Genomic DNA, 22,864 nt, shown 5'->3' on the forward strand with positions numbered 1-22,864 from the left:
CAATCTGGCGGAAATGTCCGATTTGCTCAACATCTGGAGTTCGGAATGTCCCTGATCGATCGTTCTTTGCAGCGTCTGCGCATTGTCACCAAGGTTTTGCTGTTCGTCGTGCCTTTGGTGGCATTGATTGCCGGGATCGGTCTTGTCGGTTACTTCACCGCAAGCACGCTGAACGGGCACATGACTGTGACGCGCGAAACGATCAACAACCTCTCCGATTTCCAGTCGCTGCGCAGCGGACTGCAGATGTTCGTCGACAATCCCACCGAAGAGGCGCGCGCGACGCTTGCAAGCCGCATCGACGAACAGGAAAAGGGTATCCGGACGCTGGATGGTCTGCTGACGGCCGGAGAAGACAAGGCCAAGGTCCACTCGGTCGTTTCGCTCGGCGACGCGATGCGCGGGCAGCAGGACAAGCTCTGGTCGATCAAAACCGAGCGCGACAGTGTCACGGCATCGCTCGACGCAGCACTTGCGGATATGACGGCGCAGGGCAATACGGCCTTCAAGCAGATCGACATCCTGCGCAAGGAATCGGGCGAAAAGGAATCCTTTGCCAAGGCGTTGCTGTTCGATGCCGCCGCCTATCAGGGCCTTGCCGAACGGATCAAGAAATTCCGCCTGCCGGTCACCATGGCGATTGCGCCGGATTCCAAGGTTCAGCAGGCCACGACGTTGTTGCCGCATCTGCTGAAACAGATTGCCGAAGCTGAAAAGATCGCCTCGGACAAGGTTTTGACGAAGATCGCCGAGGTGAAGGCCGATACCAAGGTTATCCAGGATATCCTCGCCAGCAGCGATCCGAATGACCTCAAGAAGACACAGCTGAGCTCGGCGCTGATCAAGTTTTCCAAATACGAATCCGATTTTGCCAAGGAAGCCGTCACCAATTCCGACACGGCTGCCAAACGCTTTGTTGGCATGGACAGCGAGATTTCGACCCTGAAGACGCTGATTGGCCTGATGAATGAGACCTTCAAGGGCCTTGACGACACACGTCTGCATATCAGCGAGCTACATCGCAAACTGGATACGGCGAGCCGCGACAATGTCATCGCCGATATCGCCGCGGTTCGCGAAAGCGTGACGAAACTGTCCGAACTGGGCGCCAAGAATGCGGCGCTGCGCGATCTCGCAGGCAAGCTTTCCCCGTCTCTCGAGCAGATCGATACCGGGACTGCGCAACTGATCGATGTCGGCGCACGCTGGCAGGCCGCCAAGACCGAAGCCTCCGCTCTGGTGGCCGATGCCAGCCAGACGCTCGAGAATTTCGTCAGCAGCGCCCAGGAAGCCGGCAAGAAGGACAGCCAGCGCTCTGCAGATGTGTCGATCATCGCCATGGTTGCTGGCACGCTTTTGGCCATCGTCGGTGGCCTGATGCTGATCGAAACCCTGCGCGGCCCGCTCAAGCGCGTGACCGAGACGATGACCCGGCTTGCCAATGGCGATCTCGAAGTTGCCATCGAAGGCCGCAATCGTGGCGACGAAATCGGCGACATGGTGCGCTCGGTTGCCGTCTTCCGTGACAATGCAGTCGAGAACGTCCGTTTGGGGCAAGAGGCAGAGGCTGCCCGCACGCTGTCGGCTGAGGAGGAGGCCCGCCGCCGCCAGGAGCGTGCCCGCATTGAGGCCGAGCAGATGGAAGCGCTGACTGCACTATCCGATGTGCTCGCCAAGCTTGCCGATGGCAATCTGGAAGAGGGCATGGCGGAGGATCTTTCCGAAGACTATATCGTCATGGCCCGTACCTATAACAACGCCGTCGAAGCGCTACGCGCGACACTGATCGATGTCCGCTCCGTGACCGACGAAATCACCAGCGGCACCGGCAATCTTGCATCCTCGGCCGACGACCTTGCGCGCCGTACCGAACAGCAGGCCGCGGCGCTGGAGGAAAGCTCGCGTGCCCTCGGCCAGCTGACGGAGATTGTTCGGTCGACTGCTGAAAGTGCCCGCAAGACAACCGTTTCGGTCGATCAGACCCACAGCTATGCCAAGCATTCCGGCGAAGTCGTTGCCAAGGCCATTGACGCGATGGCGGCGATCAACAAGTCTTCGGAGAAGATTTCGACGATCATCGGCGTCATCGACGAGATCGCCTTCCAGACCAATCTTCTGGCGCTGAATGCCGGCGTCGAGGCAGCCCGTGCCGGTGATGCCGGCCGTGGCTTCGCCGTCGTTGCCCAGGAAGTGCGCGAGCTGGCCCAGCGCTGTGCGGGTGCTGCCCGCGAGATCAAGGGGCTGATTTCGGAAAGCTCCGTGCAGGTGCGCGGTGGTGTGGAACTGGTTCAGGAAACCGGCAATGCGCTGACCGTCATCAACGACCATATCTCGACCATCCACCAGCTGGTGAGCAACATCGAATCGGCCGCCGCAGACCAGTATCGCGGTCTCAATGAGGTCAACCAGGCCGTGCGCGAGGTCGAGCTGATCACCCAGCAGAACGCCGCGATGGTCGAGGAAAACACCGCCGAAATCCACGGCCTTCGCCATCAGGTCGATATTCTCAACGAGAAGATCGAACGCTTCAAGACCGGCACCAGCCGTTCCGTCTCGGGCGGCCGGGTTCAGCAGTACGGCAGAAGCTACGCTGCGTGATCGTGAGACACTGACAGGCTTCAAGGCTGCCCGGCTTAAACCGGGCGGCTTTTCTTGTTGTAATGCGTCAGTCCTTCAACTCTTCCGCTTGATCGGCAAGGACCTGTTCGATGGTGTGACGCGATATGGCGACAAGGACCGGGTTGGTATCGAGGTAGTATGGCAGGGCGACAACTGCGACGGACAGGGCCCAACCTCTGGCTCTGGCCCACGTCGCGTCATCAACGGTGAGCCCTGAGCGGAACGTGGCGCGGGTCTCGGCCGTCAATAGGTTCCAGCCCACCATCAGATCGCATGCGGGATCACCGACGCCGAGACCGCCAAAGTCGATCACGGCGGTGAGGCGGCCTTGGTTGGTCAGCAGGTTACCTGCGTGAATATCTCCATGGAGCCAGACGGGCGGCTTGTCCCATGGCTCGATATGCAGGGCTGTATTCCAGGCTTGCGTCAAAGGGGCCGTTTCAACAAGACCGTTCAGGCTTTCGATTGCCGCGCGGGTTTGAGCGTCCCGGCTTGCCAGTGAGGCACCCCGGAAAAAATTATGTGTGCCGGGTGGTGGGCCGCCGGTGATGTCTATTTTCTGCAGGGAAGAGATGAACCACGAAAGAGTGACGGCGGCGGCCTCCGGATCGGCGATGGGGCTTTCAACAGCGTCGTCGCCTGGCAGCCAATCGCAGACCGACCAATGGAAAGGATAGCCGGAAGCGGGCATGCCGAGCGCCAGCGGAACGGGAACTGCAAGCGGCAACTGTGGGGCGAGGCGCGGTAGCCAACGGCTTTCCTTCTCCACCTGCTGGGCGGCGCTGGCATGACGTGGCAGACGCACCACCCTATCGTTTCCCAACCGATAAAGTGCGTTGTCTGTTCCTGCCGATGCCACGGGTTCCAGGGGAAGGCCGGCCCATCCGGGAAACTGTTCCGCGATCAGGCGGCTCACAAGCGGCTTGCCGATATCAAGCTCGTCGTCATGCATCTTTGCTACCGGCATCGATATCCTGAGCGTATCAGCAACACGCTGTCGATCACCCGCCGGTCACGCTCATATGGCGGGCGACGGCGGGTTTGTTGCTTGTGCGGTCGATGATGAAGTCGTGGCCCTTTGGCTTGCGGGTGATCGCCTCATCGATGACGGCCGAGAGATAGGCGTCGTCATCCGAGGCGCGCAATGCGGTGCGCAGGTCGGCGGCGTCGTTCTGGCCGAGGCACATATAGAGCGTGCCGGTGCAGGTGAGGCGGACGCGGTTGCAGCTCTCGCAGAAATTATGGGTCATCGGCGTGATCAGGCCGAGACGGCCGCCGGTTTCCGCGACTTGCAGATAGCGGGCCGGGCCGCCGGTCTTATAGGCAATGTCGGAGAAACTGAACTGTTCGGAGAGCCGGTCGCGCATCTCGGACAGCGGCATGTAGTGGTCGGTGCGGTCCTCGTCGATCTCGCCCATCGGCATGGTTTCGATCAAGGTCAGGTCCATGCCGCGTCCGTGCGCCCAGCGCATCATGCCGGGGATTTCCGCGTCATTGAAGCCTTTTAGCGCGACGGCGTTGATCTTCACGTGGATACCGGCTGCCTGCGCTGCGTCGATGCCTTCCATGACTTTCGACAATTCGCCCCAGCGGGTGATCTGCTTGAATTTTTCGGGGTCGAGCGTATCGAGCGAGACGTTGATGCGGCGGACACCGCAATCGGCAAGCTCGGCTGCATATTTCGACAGCTGCGAGCCATTGGTGGTCAGCGTCAGTTCGTCGAGTGTGCCTGCGTGGACATGCTTGCCGAGTTCGCGCACCAGGAACATGACGTTCTTGCGCACCAAAGGCTCGCCGCCGGTCAGCCTCAGCTTACGCACGCCCTTGGCGATGAAGGCGGAACAGAGCCGATTCAGCTCCTCAAGCGTCAGAAGGTCTTTTTTTGGCAGGAAGGTCATGTTTTCCGCCATGCAATAGGTGCAGCGGAAGTCGCAGCGATCCGTCACCGAAACCCTGAGGTAGGTAACGGCCCGCCCGAACGGGTCGATCATCGGTGCTTTGGCATCGACCAGCTTGTGGGCGCCGATCCTGTCGATGGTGACGGTATTCAACACAATTCTCCCTATTGCTTCAATGTCGTGACCAAAACCGGCCGCGTCAAGGTGAAAGCGGTCAAAAGCATGAGAAAACAGACGCGAAACACTTTCATTTGAACAAGAGAAGTGCGGCACGCGCGCAAACAATTCCATCCCGCTGGAAACTGCGCTAGTGCTGCTGTGCACCAATGGAGACTGCATGGCATGAGCGATATCTGGCCGACCGAACTGCGCGTGTCAAAGGACCGTCACCGGCTGACGGTTGCCTTCAACGACGGCACGTCCTTTGATCTTTCGGCGGAGATGCTGCGGGTCCTCTCGCCTTCGGCTGAAGTGCAGGGCCATGGACCGGGGCAGGGCCTGACCGTGCCCGGCAAGCGCAATGTCTCGATTATTTCGATGACGCCGACGGGCAATTACGCCGTGCGCATCGGCTTTGACGACGGTCATGATACCGGGATTTTCACCTGGAATTACCTGCGTGAGCTTGGTGCTACCGGCGAGACGCTGTTTTCGGCTTATGAACGGGATCTGGCCGAGAAGGGCATGACGCGAGACAAGGCTGAAAAACCGCGCTGACAGCGCGTATTCGCCGTCTAATCCAGATCGATTTCCTCTTTCAACAACCGCTGGATCAGCCGCTCCATCGATTGGGCGACCATCAGGCATTCCTCAATCGGCTCATCGGCCAGCGACTTGTCGATCAGCGTGGTCTGGATCTCCATCGCCTGCTCGGACAGGAGGCGGCCGCTTGCCGTCAGCGACAGCCGCAGCACCCGCTTGTCCTTTTCATCGCCGCGCCGCTCGATCAGGCCACGCTTCTCGAGCTGCGGCAGGAGCATGCTCATGTTGGAGCGGCCGACCAGCAGCTTTCGCGCCAGTTCCTGTTGCGAGATGCCGTCGAAGCGATAGAGGTTGATCAGGATATCCAGATGCGGCGGCTTTATGTCGAGCACGGCGAGCTTGCGGGTCAGCGCCTGCTGCGCCAGCTGGCAGGCGCGGGCCACGGCGATCCAGCTGCGGAAACGCGGATGATCCCAGGGAAAATGATGCTGTTCGATCGTCTCTTGCTTTTTGTTCATCGTTGTACAATAATGTTCATCATTGAACATTTAAAGGGAATCCCACTATGGCATCGTTTGCGATCAAGGTCACCCGCCTTGCGCTTAAAACCGTTGCGGCGTTCTCACCGGAGACAGCGGGGCAGCTCGCGTTTCGCCTGTTCAGTATCACGCCATCACGCAAACCAAAGAGCGGCAAGGAAAAAGCAGCGCTTGCGGCGGCAGAACCCGTGATGGCGAGAGCGCGGCTGGTGACGCTGTCTTTTGCCGGCGGTTGGGTGACGGCGAAGCATTTTGAAGCGCGATCCGCCGGTGGTCCGACAAAACGTATCCTTCTGGTTCATGGCTGGGGATCGTGCAGCAACTATTTGGCAGCGATGATCGACGGCCTAACGGCGGGTGGTGCCGAGGTGGTGGCGCTTGACTGGCCGGGACACGGCGCTTCACCGGGACGGACCTTGACCATGCCGGCCGCTGTGCGTGCGGTCGATGCGGCATGGCGGCAGTTCGGCGGTTTTGATGTGGCCGTCGGGCATTCGTTTGGCGGCGCCAGTCTGGCCTGTGCCGCCGGTGGTGTCGTGGATGACGTGCCGTCCCATGTTGCCAGGAAAATGGTGCTGATAGGGGCGCCCAGCGAGATGACCTGGCTTTTCAAGGGCTTTGGAAAATACCTTCGATTGTCTGCGAAGGCGCAGGCGGCGCTTGAAAACATGGTCGTTCGCCTATCTGGCCGTAGGCTCGAAGAGTTCGATGCCGCCCGCATTCTCGGCATGCTCATCACGCCGGTTCTCGTGATCCACGCGCAGGATGACAAGGAGGTTTCGGCCGATCATGCGCGCCGTTATGCGGTGGCAGGCGACAATGTCCAGCTTGAATGGGCAAACGGCCTCGGTCATCGCCGGATCGTTTCCGCCGCACCGGTGATCGCGCGGATCAATGCCTTCATTCTTGCGGAAACGGTGGATCGCCGAAAGGCTGCCTGAGCGATTTTCGACGATGCTGTCATAAATGCGTCATGCTATCGGTCGAAAGGATCGCCACGGCTCTTTGGAGAGGGGCCGATCAAGGCGGGTTCGATGGAGGGCAGCATGACAATCATTCGCACGGTCGAGGAACTGACCGCACTTTACGGCAGCACCAGCGAGGCATCGATGGTCAAGGTGACCAGCCGGCTGACGCCGGATTATGCCTGCATGATCGAGGCGGCTCCGTTTGCAGCCCTTGCCACGGTTGGACCGGAGGGGCTCGACTGTTCGCCGCGCGGCGATGACGCCTGCGTCGTCAGGATCGCCGACGACAAGACTGTGCTGATGCCCGATTGGCGCGGCAATAACCGAGTCGATTCGCTTGCCAACATCGTGCGCGATCCGCGCGTGGCCCTGATGTTTCTGGTGCCTGGCTCCAACACGACAATGCGGATCAACGGCACTGCCGTGGTCAGCGTCGATCCAGAGCTGACCGGCTCGTTCGAAATTGATGGCAAACATCCGCGCAGCGTTATCGTCGTCACCATCGGCGAAGTCTATTTCCAGTGCGCTCGGGCACTGATCCGATCGCAGATCTGGAATCCGGAGCGCTTCGTCGATCCGCAAACCCTGCCGACGCCGGGGACATTGCTGAAAGCAGCCAAAGCGGATTTCGACAAGGAGACCTACGATCGCGAATGGCCGGAGCGCGCTGCAAAAACCATGTGGTAGCCGAGCAAGACCGGTCGAATAAAATGTGGCGGCGAAACGTTTTTTCAGCAGCGGGCACCCCGTTTCGTTAAATGGATGCGGCGCGCAGAATCCGTCTGTTGGGGGATATACATGACATACCGGACCATTTTTCTGACAACCGTCATGGCGTTTGGCCTTTCGGCGGGCGTTGCCCGAGCCGACCGGCTGGTCGAGGAATACAACGCCTATATCGGCGAGGAAGACCTCTATAACTCCAATGGCGAGGCGCTGACCGAGCCATGGCAGGTCATCCGCCAGGACAGGGCGAACTATCATCGCTATGGCGTCACCCAGCCCGGCGATGAAGGTGACAGTTTCTTCGCCTCCGCCAAGAACCGCGAAAAGGCCGAACGCATGATCGAATATGGCACGATCGAAACCGGCGCTGCCCGCGCGCTGTTGCGTGGCGGTTCCGTCATCAACGTGCAGATTTTCCGTGGCGCTGAAGGCGACTATATCAATGTCACGGTCGATTGACCGTATGCTGGCCGGCGTGGCGTTTGCAACCGCGCTGGCTACCGCGTTTCCCGTCGGTGCTGCCGATCTGACGCTCGCCCGGAAACTGGAGTTACTGGTCTCGGCCTATCCCTGGTCGCTTGCGAAGCCGGAAGATGGAGCGATTCGTTTTCGCGATGGCAGTCTGCTACCGGTCGATGATGGTAAGACCAAGGGGCATGCGGAGAAACTCGCGGCGGGCGATGTTGAGGACAGCCTGTCTCAGGTTTACCCGGCTGGCCCGTGCGAGACCAAGCCCGATGTCAATGTCGATCCCGGCCGCATCCGCAGCGATGCGCTGATGATGCGGCTCTATGGCAAAACGGCAAAGGAAGTCGAGGCATCGCTGGTCCCTGTCGACTGGTTCGGCAAAACCTTGCGTCTTACCAAGCGGCAGGGCGTCGCCGCAGCGCTTGAAAAGGTGCGTGATGAGCTGAAGGCGATGCCGGAGATGAAAGCGTTTCTGGCGCCATCGGCCGGCACTTTCAACTGGCGCAAGGTTTCAGGCGCGCCGAACATGTCGGTCCACAGTTTTGGCGCTGCGATCGATATCAACACCCAATATGCGGATTACTGGGTCTGGTCAGGCGGTAAGCCGGGCAGGGTGACACAGTACCGCAACAAATACCCGATGAAGATCGTCGATGCCTTCGAGCGGCACGGTTTTATCTGGGGCGGGCGCTGGTACCACTATGACACCATGCATTTCGAATACCGTCCCGAGCTCATTGCCATTGGCAAAGCAGCGGGTGCTTCGGCCTGCCATTAGCGTTGCCGCTTGCCGGATGGCCGAAAACAAAAAAAAGGGCGCCAGATGGGCGCCCTGGTCTGACAACGGGATTTCCGTCTATTTGCGATAGATCAGCCAGTTCTTGCCGGTATCTTTTTTCATGCCGTCTTCAAACAGGATCGTCCTGTTGCGGCCGGCGTTCTTGGCACAATAGAGCGCGATGTCAGCCTTGTTGTAGAGATCGGTCGGGTCGTCGGCATGCGATGCCTGGCAGACACCGACGGACAAGGTAATCGGGCCATAGTTGACGCCGGTCTTGGAATTCTTGAACGGTGTGGTCGCCAGCGCATTGCGGATGCGTTCGGCGACCTGAAGGCTTTCCTCCAGGCTGCTGTCCCCGAGAATGACGGCGAATTCCTCGCCGCCGGTGCGGGCGACGAACGCGTCACGGCGCAGGTTGGCGCGGATGACCGTGCCGACGGTGGCCAGAATCTTGTCGCCGACCGGATGGCCGTAGCTGTCATTGACCTTCTTGAAATGGTCGATGTCGGCGATCAGCAGGCCGGTAAACCCGCGCTGCTGTTCGACATTGTAGATCGCGGCCAGTTTTTCGTCGAACGCCCGGCGGTTGGCAAGGCGGGTCAGAGAATCGGTGTTGGCGATCCGCTTGTATTCATCGAGCTCCTGGCGGATGACCTCCATCTCGAAGGATTTGAGCGAAACGTTTTCGGCGCGCTCCTTGCCCTGGCTCATCGTGTCCGCCGTTGCCTCTGTCAGCAGGCTGACGCATTGGCGCAGGATTTCGGCGCTGGAGCTGCTTTTGCCGGTAATGTTCTGATAGGTCTCGTCCAGCAGCTTGTTGTAGTTCTCGAGCGCGAACTGCTCATCCTTCAACAGCTTGAGAAGATCGCCGAGTTCGCTTGTCAGATGGCTGTGGGCTCGATCGATGCCGGCGGCATGGTGGAAATGGCTGAAATAGCGGGCGCCGATCTCGTCCAGTTCTTCCTGGGTCGCACGGCTGCCAAGCGCCGCCAGCTCCTTGGTCAATTTCGGATTGGAGCCTATATAGGCTTCGTAATAAAGCTCATAGTTGCGCGGTAGCGGCGAGATACCCATGATCCGCATCGCGTAGGTCACCTGCGCTGCGATATCCGGTATTTGTGCCTTGGTCGAAGCCGCTTGCATGGCAAGCTCCTGTTTTGTTGTCTCCAGCCGCTAGTTTTAGGGGTTAAAGATTTTGGAAGGCTTAACGTTTGGCAAATCCGATCAATTAGATTGCATGAAGATAAAGCCTCCCGTCCTGCCAAACGAAAACGGGCAACCGTGATGGTTGCCCGAATGATCTACCGGAGATTGCGTCGATAGTGTATCAGGAAGGGCTAATCATCGTTTCAGGGCGAACTGCCGCGTCGAATTCGGCGTCGGTGACGTAACCGCCGCCGACAGCTTCTTCGCGCAGGGTCGTGCCGTTCTTATGCGCGGTCTTGGCGATCTTGGCGGCATTGTCATAGCCGATCTTCGGAGCCAGTGCCGTGACCAGCATCAGCGAGCGGTCGAGTGCCGCCTTGATATTGTCTTCGCGCGCCTCGATGCCGACAACGCAATTGTCGGTGAAGGAGACCACGGCGTCGGACAGGAGCTGTACCGACTGCAGGAAGTTGTAAGCCATCAGCGGATTGTAGACGTTGAGCTCGAAATGGCCCTGGCTGCCGGCAAAGGTCAGCGCCGCGTTGTTGCCGAACACCTGCACGCAGACCTGCGTCAGCGCTTCGCACTGGGTCGGGTTGACCTTGCCCGGCATGATCGACGAGCCCGGTTCGTTTTCCGGCAGCGACAATTCGCCAAGGCCGGACCGCGGGCCGGAGCCGAGAAAGCGGATGTCGTTGGCGATCTTGAACAGAGCTGCAGCGGCCGAGTTGATCGCGCCGTGGCTGAAGACCATCGAATCATGGGCGGCCAGCGCCTCGAACTTGTTGGGTGCGGTGACGAAGGCGATACCGGTAATCTTGGCAATCTCATCGGCGACCTTTTCGGCAAAGCCGATCGGCGCATTGAGGCCGGTTCCGACCGCCGTTCCGCCCTGGGCGAGTTCGCACAGGCCGGGCAGGGTCATTTCGATGCGCTTGATCGAGGAGGCGACCTGTGCCGCATAACCGGAAAATTCCTGGCCGAGCGTCAGCGGGGTTGCGTCCTGCGTGTGTGTGCGGCCGATCTTGATGATGTGGTCGAACGCCTTCACTTTGGCGACGAGGGCAACATGCAGGTGCTTCAAGGCTGGCAGCAGGTCATGGACGACGCGTTCGGCGCAGGCGATGTGCATGGCCGTCGGATAGGTATCGTTTGACGACTGGCTCATGTTGACGTGATCGTTCGGGTGCACCGGCTTCTTCGAGCCCATGATGCCGCCGAGCATTTCGATCGCCCGGTTGGAGATGACTTCGTTGGCGTTCATGTTCGACTGGGTGCCGGAGCCGGTCTGCCACACCACGAGCGGGAAATGATCGTTGAGTTTGCCGTCGATGACCTCCTGGGCGGCCGCGATGATCGCGTTGCCGACGACGGGGTCGAGGCCCTGCAGTTCCATGTTGGCGCGGACGGCGGCCTGCTTGACGATGCCTAGCGCGCGCACGATCGAAAGCGGCTGTTTTTCCCAGCCGATCTTGAAGTTGCCGAGCGAGCGTTGCGCCTGTGCGCCCCAATAGCGGTCGCTTGCGACTTCGATCGGGCCAAACGTATCTGTTTCGGTGCGCGTTGATGTCATGGTAATCCCTGCTTTCGTCATTCGGCAATGAGACCGGGCGGTGTCGTTGCCGGAGGGTGGATGAGGCCGTTGCAGCGCAACGGTCTGAAGCTGTGATGCGGTTCTCTCTGGCCCAGGTGGCTGGTGCTTGTAAAGAGGTTGCAGCGGCGTGCGCCACGCTACAATCGTTTAAAATCCATCCTGATCTTGGTTTCCTGTGATTGCCTGCGGCAGTGATCGTTCAAACCTGCCGGTGGCCATGATGCTGTGCCTTTTCAGACACAAGCGGACGGATAGTTTTGGTGGTGTTTGCGGCAATTTCCGCCCCATCCGACGATTTTTTTGGGCCATGAAGAAATAATGCAGGAAATTCAAATTTTTGCGGGCCGCCACCCGTCTTCTTCATGCTGGGCTTTTCACGCATTTGTGACGGTCGGCGGAGGTCCGCAGGGGTGGTCGTTTCCTTTTCATTCACCATCCTTTCTTATAAGTACGAAAGCCTGGTGACATGATGGGTATCGGGCGCGAACCGCTGACGGCGGCAATGCGATACGGGGACGAGTGAACCAAATGAAGTTGATGAAGACTGCTGCAATCATGACACTGATGGCCGGGTGCGCGTTCGCCTCTCTCGGTGTCCAGCGCGCCGAAGCGCTGAACCTGCTGGATCTTTTCCGCAAGAAAAAGCCGGTTGTTGAAGAGGTTCAGCCGCTGCCTGGCGTTGAACAGATGCAGCCCGTGCAGAAGCAGGCCGCTCGTCCGCTGCCAAAGGTGACCTCGCCGCAATATTATACTTACAAGGCTGAACCGCTGCGCCGGATCGCCACGGCGAAGCTCGTTGATCCGGTGGTGACCGGTTCCGTCAACAATGAGCCTCTGCCGGCAATGCCGCGCCCTGCACTTTCCGACGCCCGCCAGTTCCTGCCCGAGGTCACGGCGTATGCGCCGGCTGATGTGGCCAAGGCAATCGAGACATTTTATACCGGCCGTGACGGATTTGTCTGGATCGATGGCGACGCGCCGAACGCTGCTGCCAAGGCTGCTCTGACCGTGTTGGGGGAGGCGGCCAACGTTGGTCTCGACCCGCAGGACTATGCCGTCGCCGTGCCGTCCGACACGTTCGACCGCAACGACATGGCTGCGCGTGAAAAATCGCTGGTCGAGTTTGAGATCCAGCTGTCCGCCGCAACGCTGACCTATATCACCGACACGGTGCGTGGCCGCATCGATCCGAACAAGATTTCCGGCTATCACGATTTCAAACGCAAGGCTGTGAACCTGACCGGCAAACTGGACAATATCGCCAGAAGCCATGATGTCGCCGCCTATCTCAACTCGCAGACGCCGACCGGCACCGAATTCCTGGCGCTGAAGCGTGAGCTTGAAACACTCCAGGCAAAGACCGGCGATGCACCGCGGATCACGATCGCGCCGGGCACGCTTCTGAAGCCGGGCATCAGCAATCCGGAACTGGCCAATGTGGTCGCGGCCATCCGCGTTAAGGGATCGGATGCGCTGAAGGTCGAGCATGCGCTGACCCTGTCCGCCTACCAGGGCACGCCGGACTATACCCCGGAACTGGTGGCGCTGGTCGAAGGCTTCCAGAAGGAACACGGCCTGACGCCGGACGGCGTCGTCGGCAAGGCGTCGATCCGCATCCTGACAGGCGGGGACACGACTGAAAGCAAGGCTGCAAAGGTGCGGATCGCCATGGAGCAGGCGCGCTGGCTGCCCGCCGATCTTGGCAGCCGCTATGTGTTCATCAATCAGCCTGCCTTCATGGTCTATTATCACAACCAGGGCGCCGAGCAGTTTTCGATGCGGGTGGTTGTCGGTTCAAAGGCCCACCAGACATTCTTCTTCGAAGACGAGATCCAGACCGTCGAGTTCAACCCCTATTGGGGCGTGCCGCAGTCGATCATCATCAACGAAATGCTGCCCAAGCTGCGCGCCGATCCGGGCTATCTCGATCGTCTCGGCTATCAGGTCGAACTGAAGGGACGGCCGGTGTCGTCCTATGATGTCAACTGGAACGGTTCCACCGCCGGTGTCGCTGTGCGCCAGCCGCCAAGCAGCGACAATGCGCTGGGCGAACTGAAAATTCTGTTTCCGAACGCGCATGCCATTTACATGCACGACACGCCGTCGAAGAGTTTCTTCAAGAAGGATGACCGGGCGCTCAGCCACGGTTGCGTGCGCCTGGCAGATCCGCGCAAGATGGCGGCTGCCGTACTCGGCACGACGGTTGAGGATGTCGGCAAGCAGATTGCCGGCGGCCGCAACAAGGGCGTGTCCGTGCCGCAGAAGATCCCGGTCTATGTCGCCTATTTCACGGCATGGCCGAACAAGGACGGCACGGTCGAGTACTTCCACGATGTCTATGATCGCGACATGTACATGGACCGCGCGCTGGAAGCTACGCGCCTTGCGCGCCGGGCCGAAGGTTGAGACCGGTTCGCCGGATCAATCCATTAAAAAAGGCGGCTTCAAGCCGCCTTTTTTATGCCCGGGCGATTAAACGTTCGATCAGGTCTGGGGTCAGTTCGTCGAAGTGGTTGACGATGATATCCGGCTTGAGGCTTTCGACCGGGACATCGGAATAGCCGAACGGTACACCGATCGAGCGCACAGAAGCGTTTCGTGCAACGAGGATGTCGTTGAGGCTGTCGCCGACCATCACCGATTTTTCAGGTGAACCGCCGGCAAGACGAATGGTCGACAGCAGATGCTCGGCATCAGGCTTGCGCACGGGAAACGTATCGCCGCCGGTGATGGCTGCAAAGCGGGACGTCAATCCAAGCCCCTCGAGCAGGCTCTTCGCCAGCATTTCCAGCTTGTTGGTGCAGACGGCAAGGGTGTAGCCGGCGGCAGACAGGCGGTCCATCGCGGTGATGACGCCAGGATAAGGGAAGGAATCGCCCGGCATCGAGCCGTGATAGAAGTCGATGAATTCCTTCATCTGCCAATCGAGGTCCGTGCTGGAGAGTGTCTTACCGCGCAGCGTGAACGTACGCTCGATCATGGCCTTGGCACCATGCCCGACCAGGTGTGTCAGGTCATCATAGGTCACCGGCGTAAGGCCCGCCTGCGTCACCGCATGGTTGAGGCTTGCGACCAGATCGGGTGCTGTATCGACGAGGGTTCCATCAAGATCAAACACGACAACGGATGCGGACATGGAAACCTCATGAAGTCTGTAGGGAATGTTGCCATCCGGGTAGGGGAAGCAGCAAAGAAAAGCAATCGCAACTTTACGCGACAGCGCCAGTTTGCTTTTGCATTCAGGCCGCTATTGGGGCTTTTGTTTGCCGTTGCAGCCGTGTAAACGTCTCATCGGAATGATAGGCGCCGTACTTTTCGGCGGTCAAATGGTGAGTTTTGAGGAGATTGTGGCGCATGGACGCCCGTCAAATGAAGATCAAGGCTGCGGCTGCAGCACTGGACTATGTCGAAGATGGCATGCGGCTTGGTATCGGCACAGGCTCGACGGCGGAAGAGTTCGTCCGTCTGCTGGCTGAGAAAGTGGCGTCCGGATTCCGGGTCGAGGGCGTGCCGACATCCGAGCGTACCGCACGGCTTTGCCTGGAACTCGGTGTACCGTTGAAGTCGCTCGAAGAACTCCCCGAACTCGATCTGACCATTGATGGTGCAGACGAAGTGGATCCAATGCTGCGCCTGATCAAGGGCGGAGGCGGCGCACTGCTGCGGGAAAAGATCGTCGCCTGCGCGTCGGCGCGGATGATCGTGATTGCCGACGAAACCAAAGTCGTCGAGACACTCGGCGCTTTCAAGCTGCCGATCGAAGTCAATTCGTTCGGGCTGGGCGCGACGCGTATTGCCATTGAAAAGCTTGCCGCGCGGCACGGACTTTCCGGCGAAATCGCGGTGCGCGCTTCAGGCGACGGACCGTTCATGACCGATGGTGGACATCTGATTCTGGATGCATCTTTTGGCCGTATTCCTGATGCAGATGCGCTTGCACGCGAACTGAACGCCATTCCTGGCGTGGTCGAACATGGACTATTCATCGGCATTGCATCGCTTGCCATTATCGCCGGTCCGGCGGGGGCGAGGGTGATGACGGCTTGACCGGCTGCGGCCGAGATGGTCGCGCCGGATTGTTATAGCGTTGCCGCCGGTCGGGTTTGCCCGAAGCTGTGGCGACAGCTTTGAAATTGGATTATGCAGGGGTTCGCAGATGCAAGGCGCGCGCGCAACCCGGCATCAACTGACAGGAGCGTTACAGACATGATTAAATTCGCAGGTCTCGGCCGTACAATGGCTGCAACAGCTATCATCCTTTCCGCCGTCATGGTTCCGACCCTGCGGGCACAGGAAGTCACGGACGAACAAATCAAGGCTGCGCGTGCTGCAATTGCCGCGATCAACGCCACCAACGGCTTCGACAACATCCTGCCGAACCTGGCCGAGCGCCTGAAGACGACACTCATCCAGTCTTCGCCGAACTATGAAGACCTGATTTCCAAGACGGTTGACAGCAAGGCGCTGGAACTGGCTGCCCGCCGCGCTGACCTGGAGCGCGAAGCGGCAACGATTTACGCCAAGACCTTCACCGTCGAACAGCTGAATGCGATTGCGACATTCTACACGTCCGACGCCGGCAAAAAGCTTTTGAACGACGGCCCTATCGCTTCGCGCGAAATGGTCAAGGCAGCCGATATCTGGGCCTCCGGCATTTCCCGCGACCTGAATGCGGCAGCGACCAAGGAACTCAGCGCCACCCTGACCGCCGGTCAGCAGCCGATTGATGGTGCGGCGCCTGTAACGCCCGCCCAATAGGGAGCCACTGCCGGTTCAAGGCAGCAAGCTTCACGCGGATTTGCTTAAGCCCGGGTCATTCCGGGCTTTTCATTTTGTATCCTGCCACCCTATATCACCAGCACACGGCGGAATCGCCGGTGAGACGCTGTATCCTCTTCTTGATCGCAGCCTTGCCCCGCGCCCCGCCTCCCTTCGCATATGACCCGGCCGGGAGTATTTCATCATGGCTTCTTTCGATTATGACCTCTTCGTTATTGGTGGCGGTTCCGGCGGCGTGCGCAGCGGCCGGCTGGCAGCTGCGATGGGCAAGAAGGTGGCGATTGCCGAAGAGTTCCGCTATGGCGGCACGTGCGTGATCCGCGGTTGCGTTCCAAAGAAGCTCTACGTCTATGCGTCGCAGTTTGCCGAGCATTTCGAGGATGCGGAAGGTTTTGGATGGACCGTCGGCGAAAGCACGTTTGACTGGAAAAAGTTGGTTGCGGCCAAGGAAAAGGAAATCACCCGGCTGGAGGGGCTCTATCAGAAGGGGCTGGCCAATGCCGGGGCGGAAATCCTGCACACAAGAGCAGAGCTGACCGGGCCGAACACGATCAAGCTACTCGATAGCGGCAAGACAGTGACGGCCGAGCGGATCGTCATTGCCGTTGGCGGTCACCCCAGCTCCCACGATGCACTGCCGGGCCACGAGTTCTGCATCAGCTCGAACGAAGCCTTCGATCTGCCGGAACTGCCGAAAGCGATCGTGATCGCCGGTGGTGGGTACATCGCGGTCGAATTCGCCAATGTCTTCCATGGTCTCGGTGTCGAAACGACGCTGATCTATCGCGGCAAGGAAATTCTGTCGCGCTTCGACCAGGACATGCGGCGCGGGCTGCATGCGGCGATGGAACAGAAGGGTATCCGTATCCTCTGCGAGGACCTGATCCAATCCGTCGCCAAAAATGCCGATGGCAGGCTGGTGGTGGAGACGAAGAAACATGGCGCGCTGACCGTCGACCAGGTCATGCTGGCGCTCGGGCGCGTGCCGAACACCAGGGGGCTTGGCCTAGAGGCCGCTGGTGTTGCCGTCAATGAGCGTGGCGCCATCACCATCGACGCGTTTTCGCGCACCAGCGCGCCCGGCATCTATGCTCTGGGTGACGTGACCGACCGCGTCCAGCTGACGCCGGTGGCGATCCATGAGGCGATGTGCTTCATCGAGACGGAGTACAAGGGCAACCCGACATCCCCGGATCATGATCTGATTGCCACCGCTGTTTTCTCTCAGCCGGAAATCGGCACAGTCGGGCTGTCGGAAGACGATGCCGCCAAGAAATTCGAAGACCTGGAAATCTACCGGGCCGAGTTCCGCCCGATGAAGGCGACACTGTCCGGACGCAGCGAAAAGACCATCATGAAGCTGGTCGTCAATGCCGCCGATCGCAAGGTTCTGGGTGCCCACATTCTCGGTCACGAGGCCGGCGAAATGGCGCAATTGCTTGGAATTACGCTGAAAGCCGGTTGCACCAAGGATGATTTCGACCGTACCATGGCGGTACATCCGACGGCATCTGAAGAACTGGTGACGATGTACAATCCGAGCTACCGGATCAAGAACGGCGAGCGAATGGGTTGAGCCGATAGGCTGTTGCACCAAACATTTGACATCATAGGGTAGGGCGCGCCGGGGCTGCGCGCACTTTGCTGGCACAATGGCTTTGCAATCCCCATGTTAACGTTTATAAGCCCGCATCCGCAAAATCGCCGTTTTCTCTCAAGGGAAGCTGCGGTTCAGGAATTGTGCCGTTGATACGCGGTTCAAAACCGGTTTCAGGCGGCATTGCCCGGGCGTGATCCGGCGATGCGACTGCTGCTGCGGCGGACCTTGCGCAAGAGAACAGGTGATCGACATGGTACAGAATTGGACCCCGAACAGCTGGCGGCAGAAGCCCATCCAGCAGGTGCCGGATTTTCCGGATATGGCAGCACTCGCCGCCGCCGAAGCGCAGCTCTCGACCTATCCGCCGCTGGTTTTTGCCGGCGAAGCGCGCCGTCTGAAGAGCCAGCTTGCGAATGTCGCTGCGGGCAAGGGTTTCCTCCTGCAGGGCGGCGATTGCGCCGAGAGCTTTGCCGAGCATGGCGCGGACACGATCCGCGACTTCTTCCGCGCGTTCCTGCAGATGGCCGTCGTCCTGACGTTCGGCGCCCAGCAGCCTGTCGTCAAGGTCGGCCGTATTGCCGGCCAGTTCGCCAAGCCACGCTCCTCCAACATCGAGAAGCAGGGCGATATCGAGCTGCCCAGCTATCGCGGTGACATCATCAACGGCATCGAATTCAACGAAAAGTCCCGTATCCCGGATCCGGAGCGCCAGATCATGGCTTACCGGCAGTCGGCGGCAACGCTGAACCTGCTGCGCGCCTTCGCGATGGGCGGCTATGCCAATCTCGACAACGTGCACCAGTGGATGCTCGGTTTCGTCAAGGAGAGCCCGCAGGCCGAGCGCTACCGCAAGCTCGCCGACCGGATTTCCGAAACCATGGATTTCATGAAGGCGATCGGCATCACGCCGGAGACAAATCCGAACCTGCGCGAGACCGATTTCTTCACCAGCCATGAGGCGCTGCTGCTCGGTTACGAGCAGGCGCTGACCCGCGTCGATTCGACCTCGGGCGACTGGTATGCCACGTCTGGCCACATGATCTGGATCGGCGACCGTACACGCCAGGCCGACCACGCGCATATCGAATACTGCCGCGGCATCAAGAACCCGCTCGGTCTCAAGTGTGGCCCGTCCCTGACGGCCGATGGCCTGATCGAACTGATCGACCTGCTCAACCCGCAGAACGAGGCCGGCCGCCTGACGCTGATCTGCCGTTTCGGCCATGACAAGGTTGCCGAGAATCTGCCGCGCTTGATCCGTGCCGTCGAAAAGGAAGGCCGCAAGGTCGTTTGGTCCTGCGATCCGATGCACGGCAACACGATCACGCTCAACAACTACAAGACACGTCCGTTCGAGCGGATCCTGTCGGAAGTCGAAAGCTTCTTCCAGATCCACCGCGCCGAAGGAACGCATCCGGGCGGCATCCATATCGAGATGACCGGCAACGATGTTACGGAATGCACCGGTGGTGCCCGCGCGCTGTCCGGCGCTGACCTTGGCGATCGTTACCACACCCATTGCGATCCGCGTCTCAACGCCGACCAGGCGCTCGAACTTGCTTTCCTTCTTGCCGAGCGCATGAAGGGCGGCCGCGATGAAAAGCGGATGGTCGTCAACGGCTGATCAGCGCCGCTGATCCTCAGTCTGAGCGAATTGAAATTGACAGAACCGGGCCAGCTGATGAAGCTGGCCCGGTTTTTTACTGCCCGGGTGACGCGCCGGGGTTTCAGTTCAGGGGAATAAAGAATGGCAAAAGAAAACGCCGGATCGTGCAATTGCGGTGCAGTCCGTTTTCACACCCATGGTGAATTGCGCGAGGTGATTGCCTGCCATTGTTCCCAATGCCGAAAACAGACCGGGCTTTATTATGCGGCGACCAACGTTCTCGATGGCGATCTGGATCTTGAGGGCGGCGAGAATATCACCTGGTATCGTTCCAGCCCGCAGGCCCGCCGCGGGTTCTGCAAGATTTGCGGTTCGGCACTGTTCTGGAAAATGGATAGTCTCGATTACACGTCGATCATGGCCGGAGCTTTCGACACGCCGACCGGCCTGGCATTCGGCGTCCACATCTTCTGTGCCGATAAAAGCGATTTCTACGAGATCAATGATGATCTGCCGCAGTTTGCGCAGTCAAACGCTTGATGACGGCGGCTGACCGCCTGTTTTTCTCAAAAGGCGCTTGTGCCGATCAACTGTACTGCCGCGTTGTAGGCCCGCTCAAGCGCGCAAAACTTGATGGACTGCCAGCGCTTGTAGTCTTCAACGAATGACGCCGTGGCCCAGATCCTGTTCCTGCTGCCGTTGCGATCCTGCCAGCCCAATGAGCCCTGCGCTTCGGCGCGGGCGAAAAGACGGCGGACATGGGTGCGCGAGAGGGAGTAGTGGCTTGAGAGTTCGGAAAAGCGCAGGTCCTCTACCCAGTGACGGCCATCCACCGGTTCGACATTGGCAATCCGTGAGATGAAATCATCCAGGATCAACCCGCCATATTCGGTCCAGACGAAGCAGGAGATGCTGACGGGCGGTTCGCGCCATGCCTGTTCTGCGATCAGCCATTTGGCAGCAAGCGGCTGGGCATGAAAAAAGATATCCGCATTCGCCTGCAGCCGTGCAACCCGGTCCCCTTTGTCGATGAGGTCGAGGCTGCGCATCTGGCCACGGAACCACAAGGTCATCGCCTCGTGGCTGGTCTCTGTCGGCTCCATCGGGCGGCTGCGTTTGCTCGGTGATCCCGTGACGTCGCGGACGAGCTTGTAGGCACGCAATTCGGCCAGAAATGCTGTGGCGGTGTTGCGGCTTGCAAGGTTGGCTTGGGCTATGACGTCGAGAAATCTTGCGGCAGTTATGCCGGAGAGCGGATCAGTGGGGTCGCGTTGCAGATGCAGTGCGTAGGCGGCTTGGGTGAGCAGCCATTTCTGCTGGGCGGCGACCAGGCGGGCGATCCGGGGAAAATGATCGTAAAGCTCGATCATATGCCGGGCTCCCTGCTGCAGGACAGGGAACAGGGCAGGGTTTGCCGCAAACAGATCGACCTCGGACGAGAGGCCGGCTTCGGTTACGTCTATCGCTGATGACTGTGTGCCGGTCATGTTTTTGGCGAGAGTCCAAACGGGTATGATATCGAGCCGGGAATCGGCTGAGGATCTATTGTTAAGGCATGTCTGTTGCAAAACGGTATAAGTCCATCAATTGTTTCACCAAAGGGTGCAAATAAAAGGACGGTTCTGGCCTGCGATCTATTCGAAAAAAAAGACCGGGCGGCAAGGGTGCCGTCCGGTCCGGTGAGGGGACCGCTGGTTGTGAGATTTATTGAACCAGGACTGGCTGCAGGCAGTTGACACCGGTGACGCGAATATCGGCTTCACCGACCCGGACGCCGACCGCCAGAAGCAGATTGTAGATCAGGGTGTCGATCGCCGGTGTAACCGCTCCCAGCGTCTGGGCGAGTGCTGCCTGAACGAGCTTGGGGCTGCCGAGTGTCAGGAACAGAACCTGAATATCGACATCCAAGTTATTGAGCAGCGTCTGCGTTGCCGAAGTCAGGATGTCCTTGGTCGAGACAGTTTTGATAGAATTTGCAGCGACCTCGGACGGGCTGAATGTCAGCCTCTGCGGCTGCAGGTTTTTGGCTTCGACATGGGCAATGCCATCGATTCTGACCAGAAGCGAGTCGAGGATCCTTGCCTTTTCGACCCTTGCGTCATCGCTGAAATCTGAGAGAACAGCAGGGTTCACCGTGCCGATCGCAATCTCTGCGACCCCCGGAACTGCATCGATCATGACGCTGGCATTGGTGTTCGACCCACCATAGCAGCGAATATCGGCGAGCTTGGCTTCGGCGTAGGCAACTTCGACATAGATTGGCAGCTTGATCCGCAGGCCGGCAAGCAGCGCCAGTCCATCGATATTGACCTCGATGGCAAGCCGCGTTTGCGCCGTGCGTACTGCCGAACCCGGAGCACCCAAACGGTGTGCCGGTGTTGTAACAGGTGGTTCACCGATGGCGAGCTTGACGCTGGCCGAGGCAATGCCGGGCAGGCCTGCCACAGCAGCGAGCGATATCTGGTTGGTGCCATTGGCCAGTGCCGCCGCTGCCGAGACGATATCGAGTGCACTGATTTTCATTGCCCAGTTTGACCCTGCATCGACTTTTAATCCCTTTTTAGGATCGATGTTGAGGATCTGCGACAAGGTGAAGGTCTTCTTGTTAAGTTTGGTGGCCGTTTCGAGTGCCTTGAGAGCGGAATTCGCCGTGGCGGAAATCCCTTGAACTGCCTGCATGGAGGCAAGCAGCTGCGGCATGGTCAGGTTGGCCTTCAGCACATCCTCATAGCTCGCTGCTGTCAGGCTGAGGCGCGTGGAAACGCTCTTGAGAAAGGGTTGGACGTTGATATCCGCATCCACCAGCGCCTGATAGTCCATCACCTTCAGGGAGATCGTCGTACCAAGCATCTGGCCCAGCAGCTGATTAAGAATCCCGCCATTGAGGCTTGCGAGCCGTGAGCCTACGGAGAAGGATGCCAGCTTGGTGCTGGCTGCGATACCGACCGCGCTCATCGTCGGCGGTGCGCTGAACATGGCCGCGAGATGAAGTTCGCCCTCCTTCTCGATCGAGACCTGGGCTGCGTCCGCCGGTGTAGCATTGGGGATAAAACGCTGACCGGTTGCGAGGGCCGGGTCGGGGACATAACGTCCCTTGACGATGGTGACGATGCCGTTCTTGATCGCGACGATATCTTTCGGAATGACCTTTCCGTCAGGGTTGATCAATCCATCCTTGGTTGCGATTGCCATAGAAAGGCCATTTGTCTTGAAATGATCGCGCGCCGCATTTTCGACATTGGCGAGGTCGGCGGCAGCGACGATGGCGGTCAGGTCGGCGACTCCTTGCAACTCCTGCTTCTGCAGTGTGAGATAGCCGTAGTCGACACCCAGCCCGACCGACAGGACGACGAGAGGCAGAACAAGGGCTGCGGAGAGGCCAATATTGCCGGAGGTGTTTTTTAGAATATTACGGCGTTTCAGCGCTTCGCGGATCAT

General features: G+C 59.4%; 21 protein-coding genes. 12 read left to right on the top strand and 9 right to left on the bottom strand.

Annotated elements, in window-relative coordinates; genetic code table 11:
• Positions 1-45 precede the first annotated feature (45 nt).
• On the top strand, positions 46-2,598 hold the full coding sequence (locus R6X40_RS04780) for a HAMP domain-containing methyl-accepting chemotaxis protein (protein ID WP_318411473.1): 2,553 nt from the start codon (positions 46-48) through the stop codon (positions 2,596-2,598).
• A 67-nt stretch (positions 2,599-2,665) separates the two neighbouring features.
• Here R6X40_RS04780 and R6X40_RS04785 read toward each other — a convergent pair whose 3' ends face one another.
• Positions 2,666-3,586 (bottom strand): aminoglycoside phosphotransferase family protein, encoded by a 921-nt coding sequence (locus tag R6X40_RS04785; RefSeq protein ID WP_318411475.1) that lies wholly within the window; start codon positions 3,584-3,586, stop codon positions 2,666-2,668.
• A 34-nt stretch (positions 3,587-3,620) separates the two neighbouring features.
• Positions 3,621-4,610 carry a GTP 3',8-cyclase MoaA gene (gene moaA / locus R6X40_RS04790; protein ID WP_318412350.1) on the bottom strand — a complete coding sequence of 330 codons (990 nt, stop codon included), beginning with the start codon at positions 4,608-4,610 and terminating at the stop codon, positions 3,621-3,623.
• A gap of 249 nt (positions 4,611-4,859) precedes the next feature.
• On the opposite strand from moaA, the gene R6X40_RS04795 reads away from it, so the two are divergent.
• Complete coding sequence (locus tag R6X40_RS04795; RefSeq protein ID WP_318411477.1) at positions 4,860-5,234, top strand: DUF971 domain-containing protein; 375 nt, start codon at positions 4,860-4,862, stop codon at positions 5,232-5,234.
• Between the two features lie 17 nt (positions 5,235-5,251).
• On the opposite strand, the gene R6X40_RS04800 is transcribed toward R6X40_RS04795, so the two are convergent.
• Entirely contained in the window at positions 5,252-5,737 is a 486-nt protein-coding gene (locus tag R6X40_RS04800; RefSeq protein WP_318411479.1) for a MarR family transcriptional regulator, read from the bottom strand.
• A 47-nt stretch (positions 5,738-5,784) separates the two neighbouring features.
• Between R6X40_RS04800 and R6X40_RS04805 the strand changes: the two genes are divergently transcribed.
• The 4 genes from R6X40_RS04805 to R6X40_RS04820 all read left to right on the top strand — a co-directional run bounded on the left by R6X40_RS04805 (position 5,785) and on the right by R6X40_RS04820 (position 8,698).
• On the top strand, positions 5,785-6,699 hold the full coding sequence (locus R6X40_RS04805) for an alpha/beta hydrolase (RefSeq protein ID WP_318411481.1): 915 nt from the start codon (positions 5,785-5,787) through the stop codon (positions 6,697-6,699).
• A gap of 105 nt (positions 6,700-6,804) precedes the next feature.
• Positions 6,805-7,413, top strand: coding sequence for a pyridoxamine 5'-phosphate oxidase family protein (locus R6X40_RS04810; RefSeq protein WP_318411483.1), 609 nt, complete (start codon positions 6,805-6,807; stop codon positions 7,411-7,413).
• Between the two features lie 111 nt (positions 7,414-7,524).
• Positions 7,525-7,911 (top strand): hypothetical protein, encoded by a 387-nt coding sequence (locus tag R6X40_RS04815; RefSeq protein WP_318411484.1) that lies wholly within the window; start codon positions 7,525-7,527, stop codon positions 7,909-7,911.
• On the top strand, positions 7,895-8,698 hold the full coding sequence (locus R6X40_RS04820) for a M15 family metallopeptidase (RefSeq protein ID WP_318411486.1): 804 nt from the start codon (positions 7,895-7,897) through the stop codon (positions 8,696-8,698). Before R6X40_RS04815 ends, R6X40_RS04820 begins: the two co-directional genes overlap by 17 nt.
• A gap of 78 nt (positions 8,699-8,776) precedes the next feature.
• Here R6X40_RS04820 and R6X40_RS04825 read toward each other — a convergent pair whose 3' ends face one another.
• The 3 genes from R6X40_RS04825 to R6X40_RS04835 form a co-directional block, all read right to left on the bottom strand.
• On the bottom strand, positions 8,777-9,844 hold the full coding sequence (locus R6X40_RS04825; protein ID WP_318411487.1) for a GGDEF domain-containing protein: 1,068 nt from the start codon (positions 9,842-9,844) through the stop codon (positions 8,777-8,779).
• Positions 9,845-10,028: 184 nt separating this feature from the next.
• Positions 10,029-11,441, bottom strand: coding sequence for a class II fumarate hydratase (gene fumC / locus R6X40_RS04830; protein ID WP_318411488.1), 1,413 nt, complete (start codon positions 11,439-11,441; stop codon positions 10,029-10,031).
• A gap of 199 nt (positions 11,442-11,640) precedes the next feature.
• Entirely contained in the window at positions 11,641-11,877 is a 237-nt protein-coding gene (locus tag R6X40_RS04835) for a hypothetical protein (RefSeq protein WP_318411490.1), read from the bottom strand.
• A gap of 92 nt (positions 11,878-11,969) precedes the next feature.
• On the opposite strand from R6X40_RS04835, the gene R6X40_RS04840 reads away from it, so the two are divergent.
• Positions 11,970-13,847, top strand: a complete 1,878-nt coding sequence (locus tag R6X40_RS04840) for a murein L,D-transpeptidase (RefSeq protein ID WP_318411492.1) — start codon at positions 11,970-11,972, stop codon at positions 13,845-13,847.
• Positions 13,848-13,899: 52 nt separating this feature from the next.
• Here the strand turns inward: R6X40_RS04840 and R6X40_RS04845 are convergent, their stop codons facing one another.
• Complete coding sequence (locus R6X40_RS04845; protein WP_318411493.1) at positions 13,900-14,577, bottom strand: HAD family hydrolase; 678 nt, start codon at positions 14,575-14,577, stop codon at positions 13,900-13,902.
• Between the two features lie 218 nt (positions 14,578-14,795).
• On the opposite strand from R6X40_RS04845, the gene rpiA reads away from it, so the two are divergent.
• The 5 genes from rpiA (at position 14,796) to R6X40_RS04870 (ending at position 19,966) form a co-directional block, all read left to right on the top strand.
• A complete protein-coding gene (gene rpiA, locus R6X40_RS04850) occupies positions 14,796-15,488 on the top strand; it encodes a ribose-5-phosphate isomerase RpiA (protein WP_318411495.1) in 693 nt (230 codons plus the stop codon).
• A gap of 159 nt (positions 15,489-15,647) precedes the next feature.
• On the top strand, positions 15,648-16,199 hold the full coding sequence (locus R6X40_RS04855; RefSeq protein ID WP_318411497.1) for a DUF2059 domain-containing protein: 552 nt from the start codon (positions 15,648-15,650) through the stop codon (positions 16,197-16,199).
• A 205-nt stretch (positions 16,200-16,404) separates the two neighbouring features.
• Positions 16,405-17,796 (top strand): glutathione-disulfide reductase, encoded by a 1,392-nt coding sequence (gor, locus tag R6X40_RS04860; RefSeq protein ID WP_318411499.1) that lies wholly within the window; start codon positions 16,405-16,407, stop codon positions 17,794-17,796.
• Between the two features lie 274 nt (positions 17,797-18,070).
• Positions 18,071-19,444 (top strand): class II 3-deoxy-7-phosphoheptulonate synthase, encoded by a 1,374-nt coding sequence (locus R6X40_RS04865; protein ID WP_318411500.1) that lies wholly within the window; start codon positions 18,071-18,073, stop codon positions 19,442-19,444.
• Between the two features lie 123 nt (positions 19,445-19,567).
• Positions 19,568-19,966, top strand: coding sequence for a GFA family protein (locus tag R6X40_RS04870; RefSeq protein WP_318411502.1), 399 nt, complete (start codon positions 19,568-19,570; stop codon positions 19,964-19,966).
• Positions 19,967-19,992: 26 nt separating this feature from the next.
• On the opposite strand, the gene R6X40_RS04875 is transcribed toward R6X40_RS04870, so the two are convergent.
• Together R6X40_RS04875 and R6X40_RS04880 are read right to left on the bottom strand one after the other, a co-directional pair.
• Entirely contained in the window at positions 19,993-20,913 is a 921-nt protein-coding gene (locus R6X40_RS04875; protein WP_318411504.1) for a hypothetical protein, read from the bottom strand.
• Between the two features lie 217 nt (positions 20,914-21,130).
• A complete protein-coding gene (locus tag R6X40_RS04880; RefSeq protein ID WP_318411506.1) occupies positions 21,131-22,864 on the bottom strand; it encodes a pilus assembly protein TadG-related protein in 1,734 nt (577 codons plus the stop codon).

Origin of the sequence: Rhizobium sp. PL01, from assembly GCF_033447125.1 — a bacterium.
Lineage (GTDB): Bacteria > Pseudomonadota > Alphaproteobacteria > Rhizobiales > Rhizobiaceae > Pararhizobium.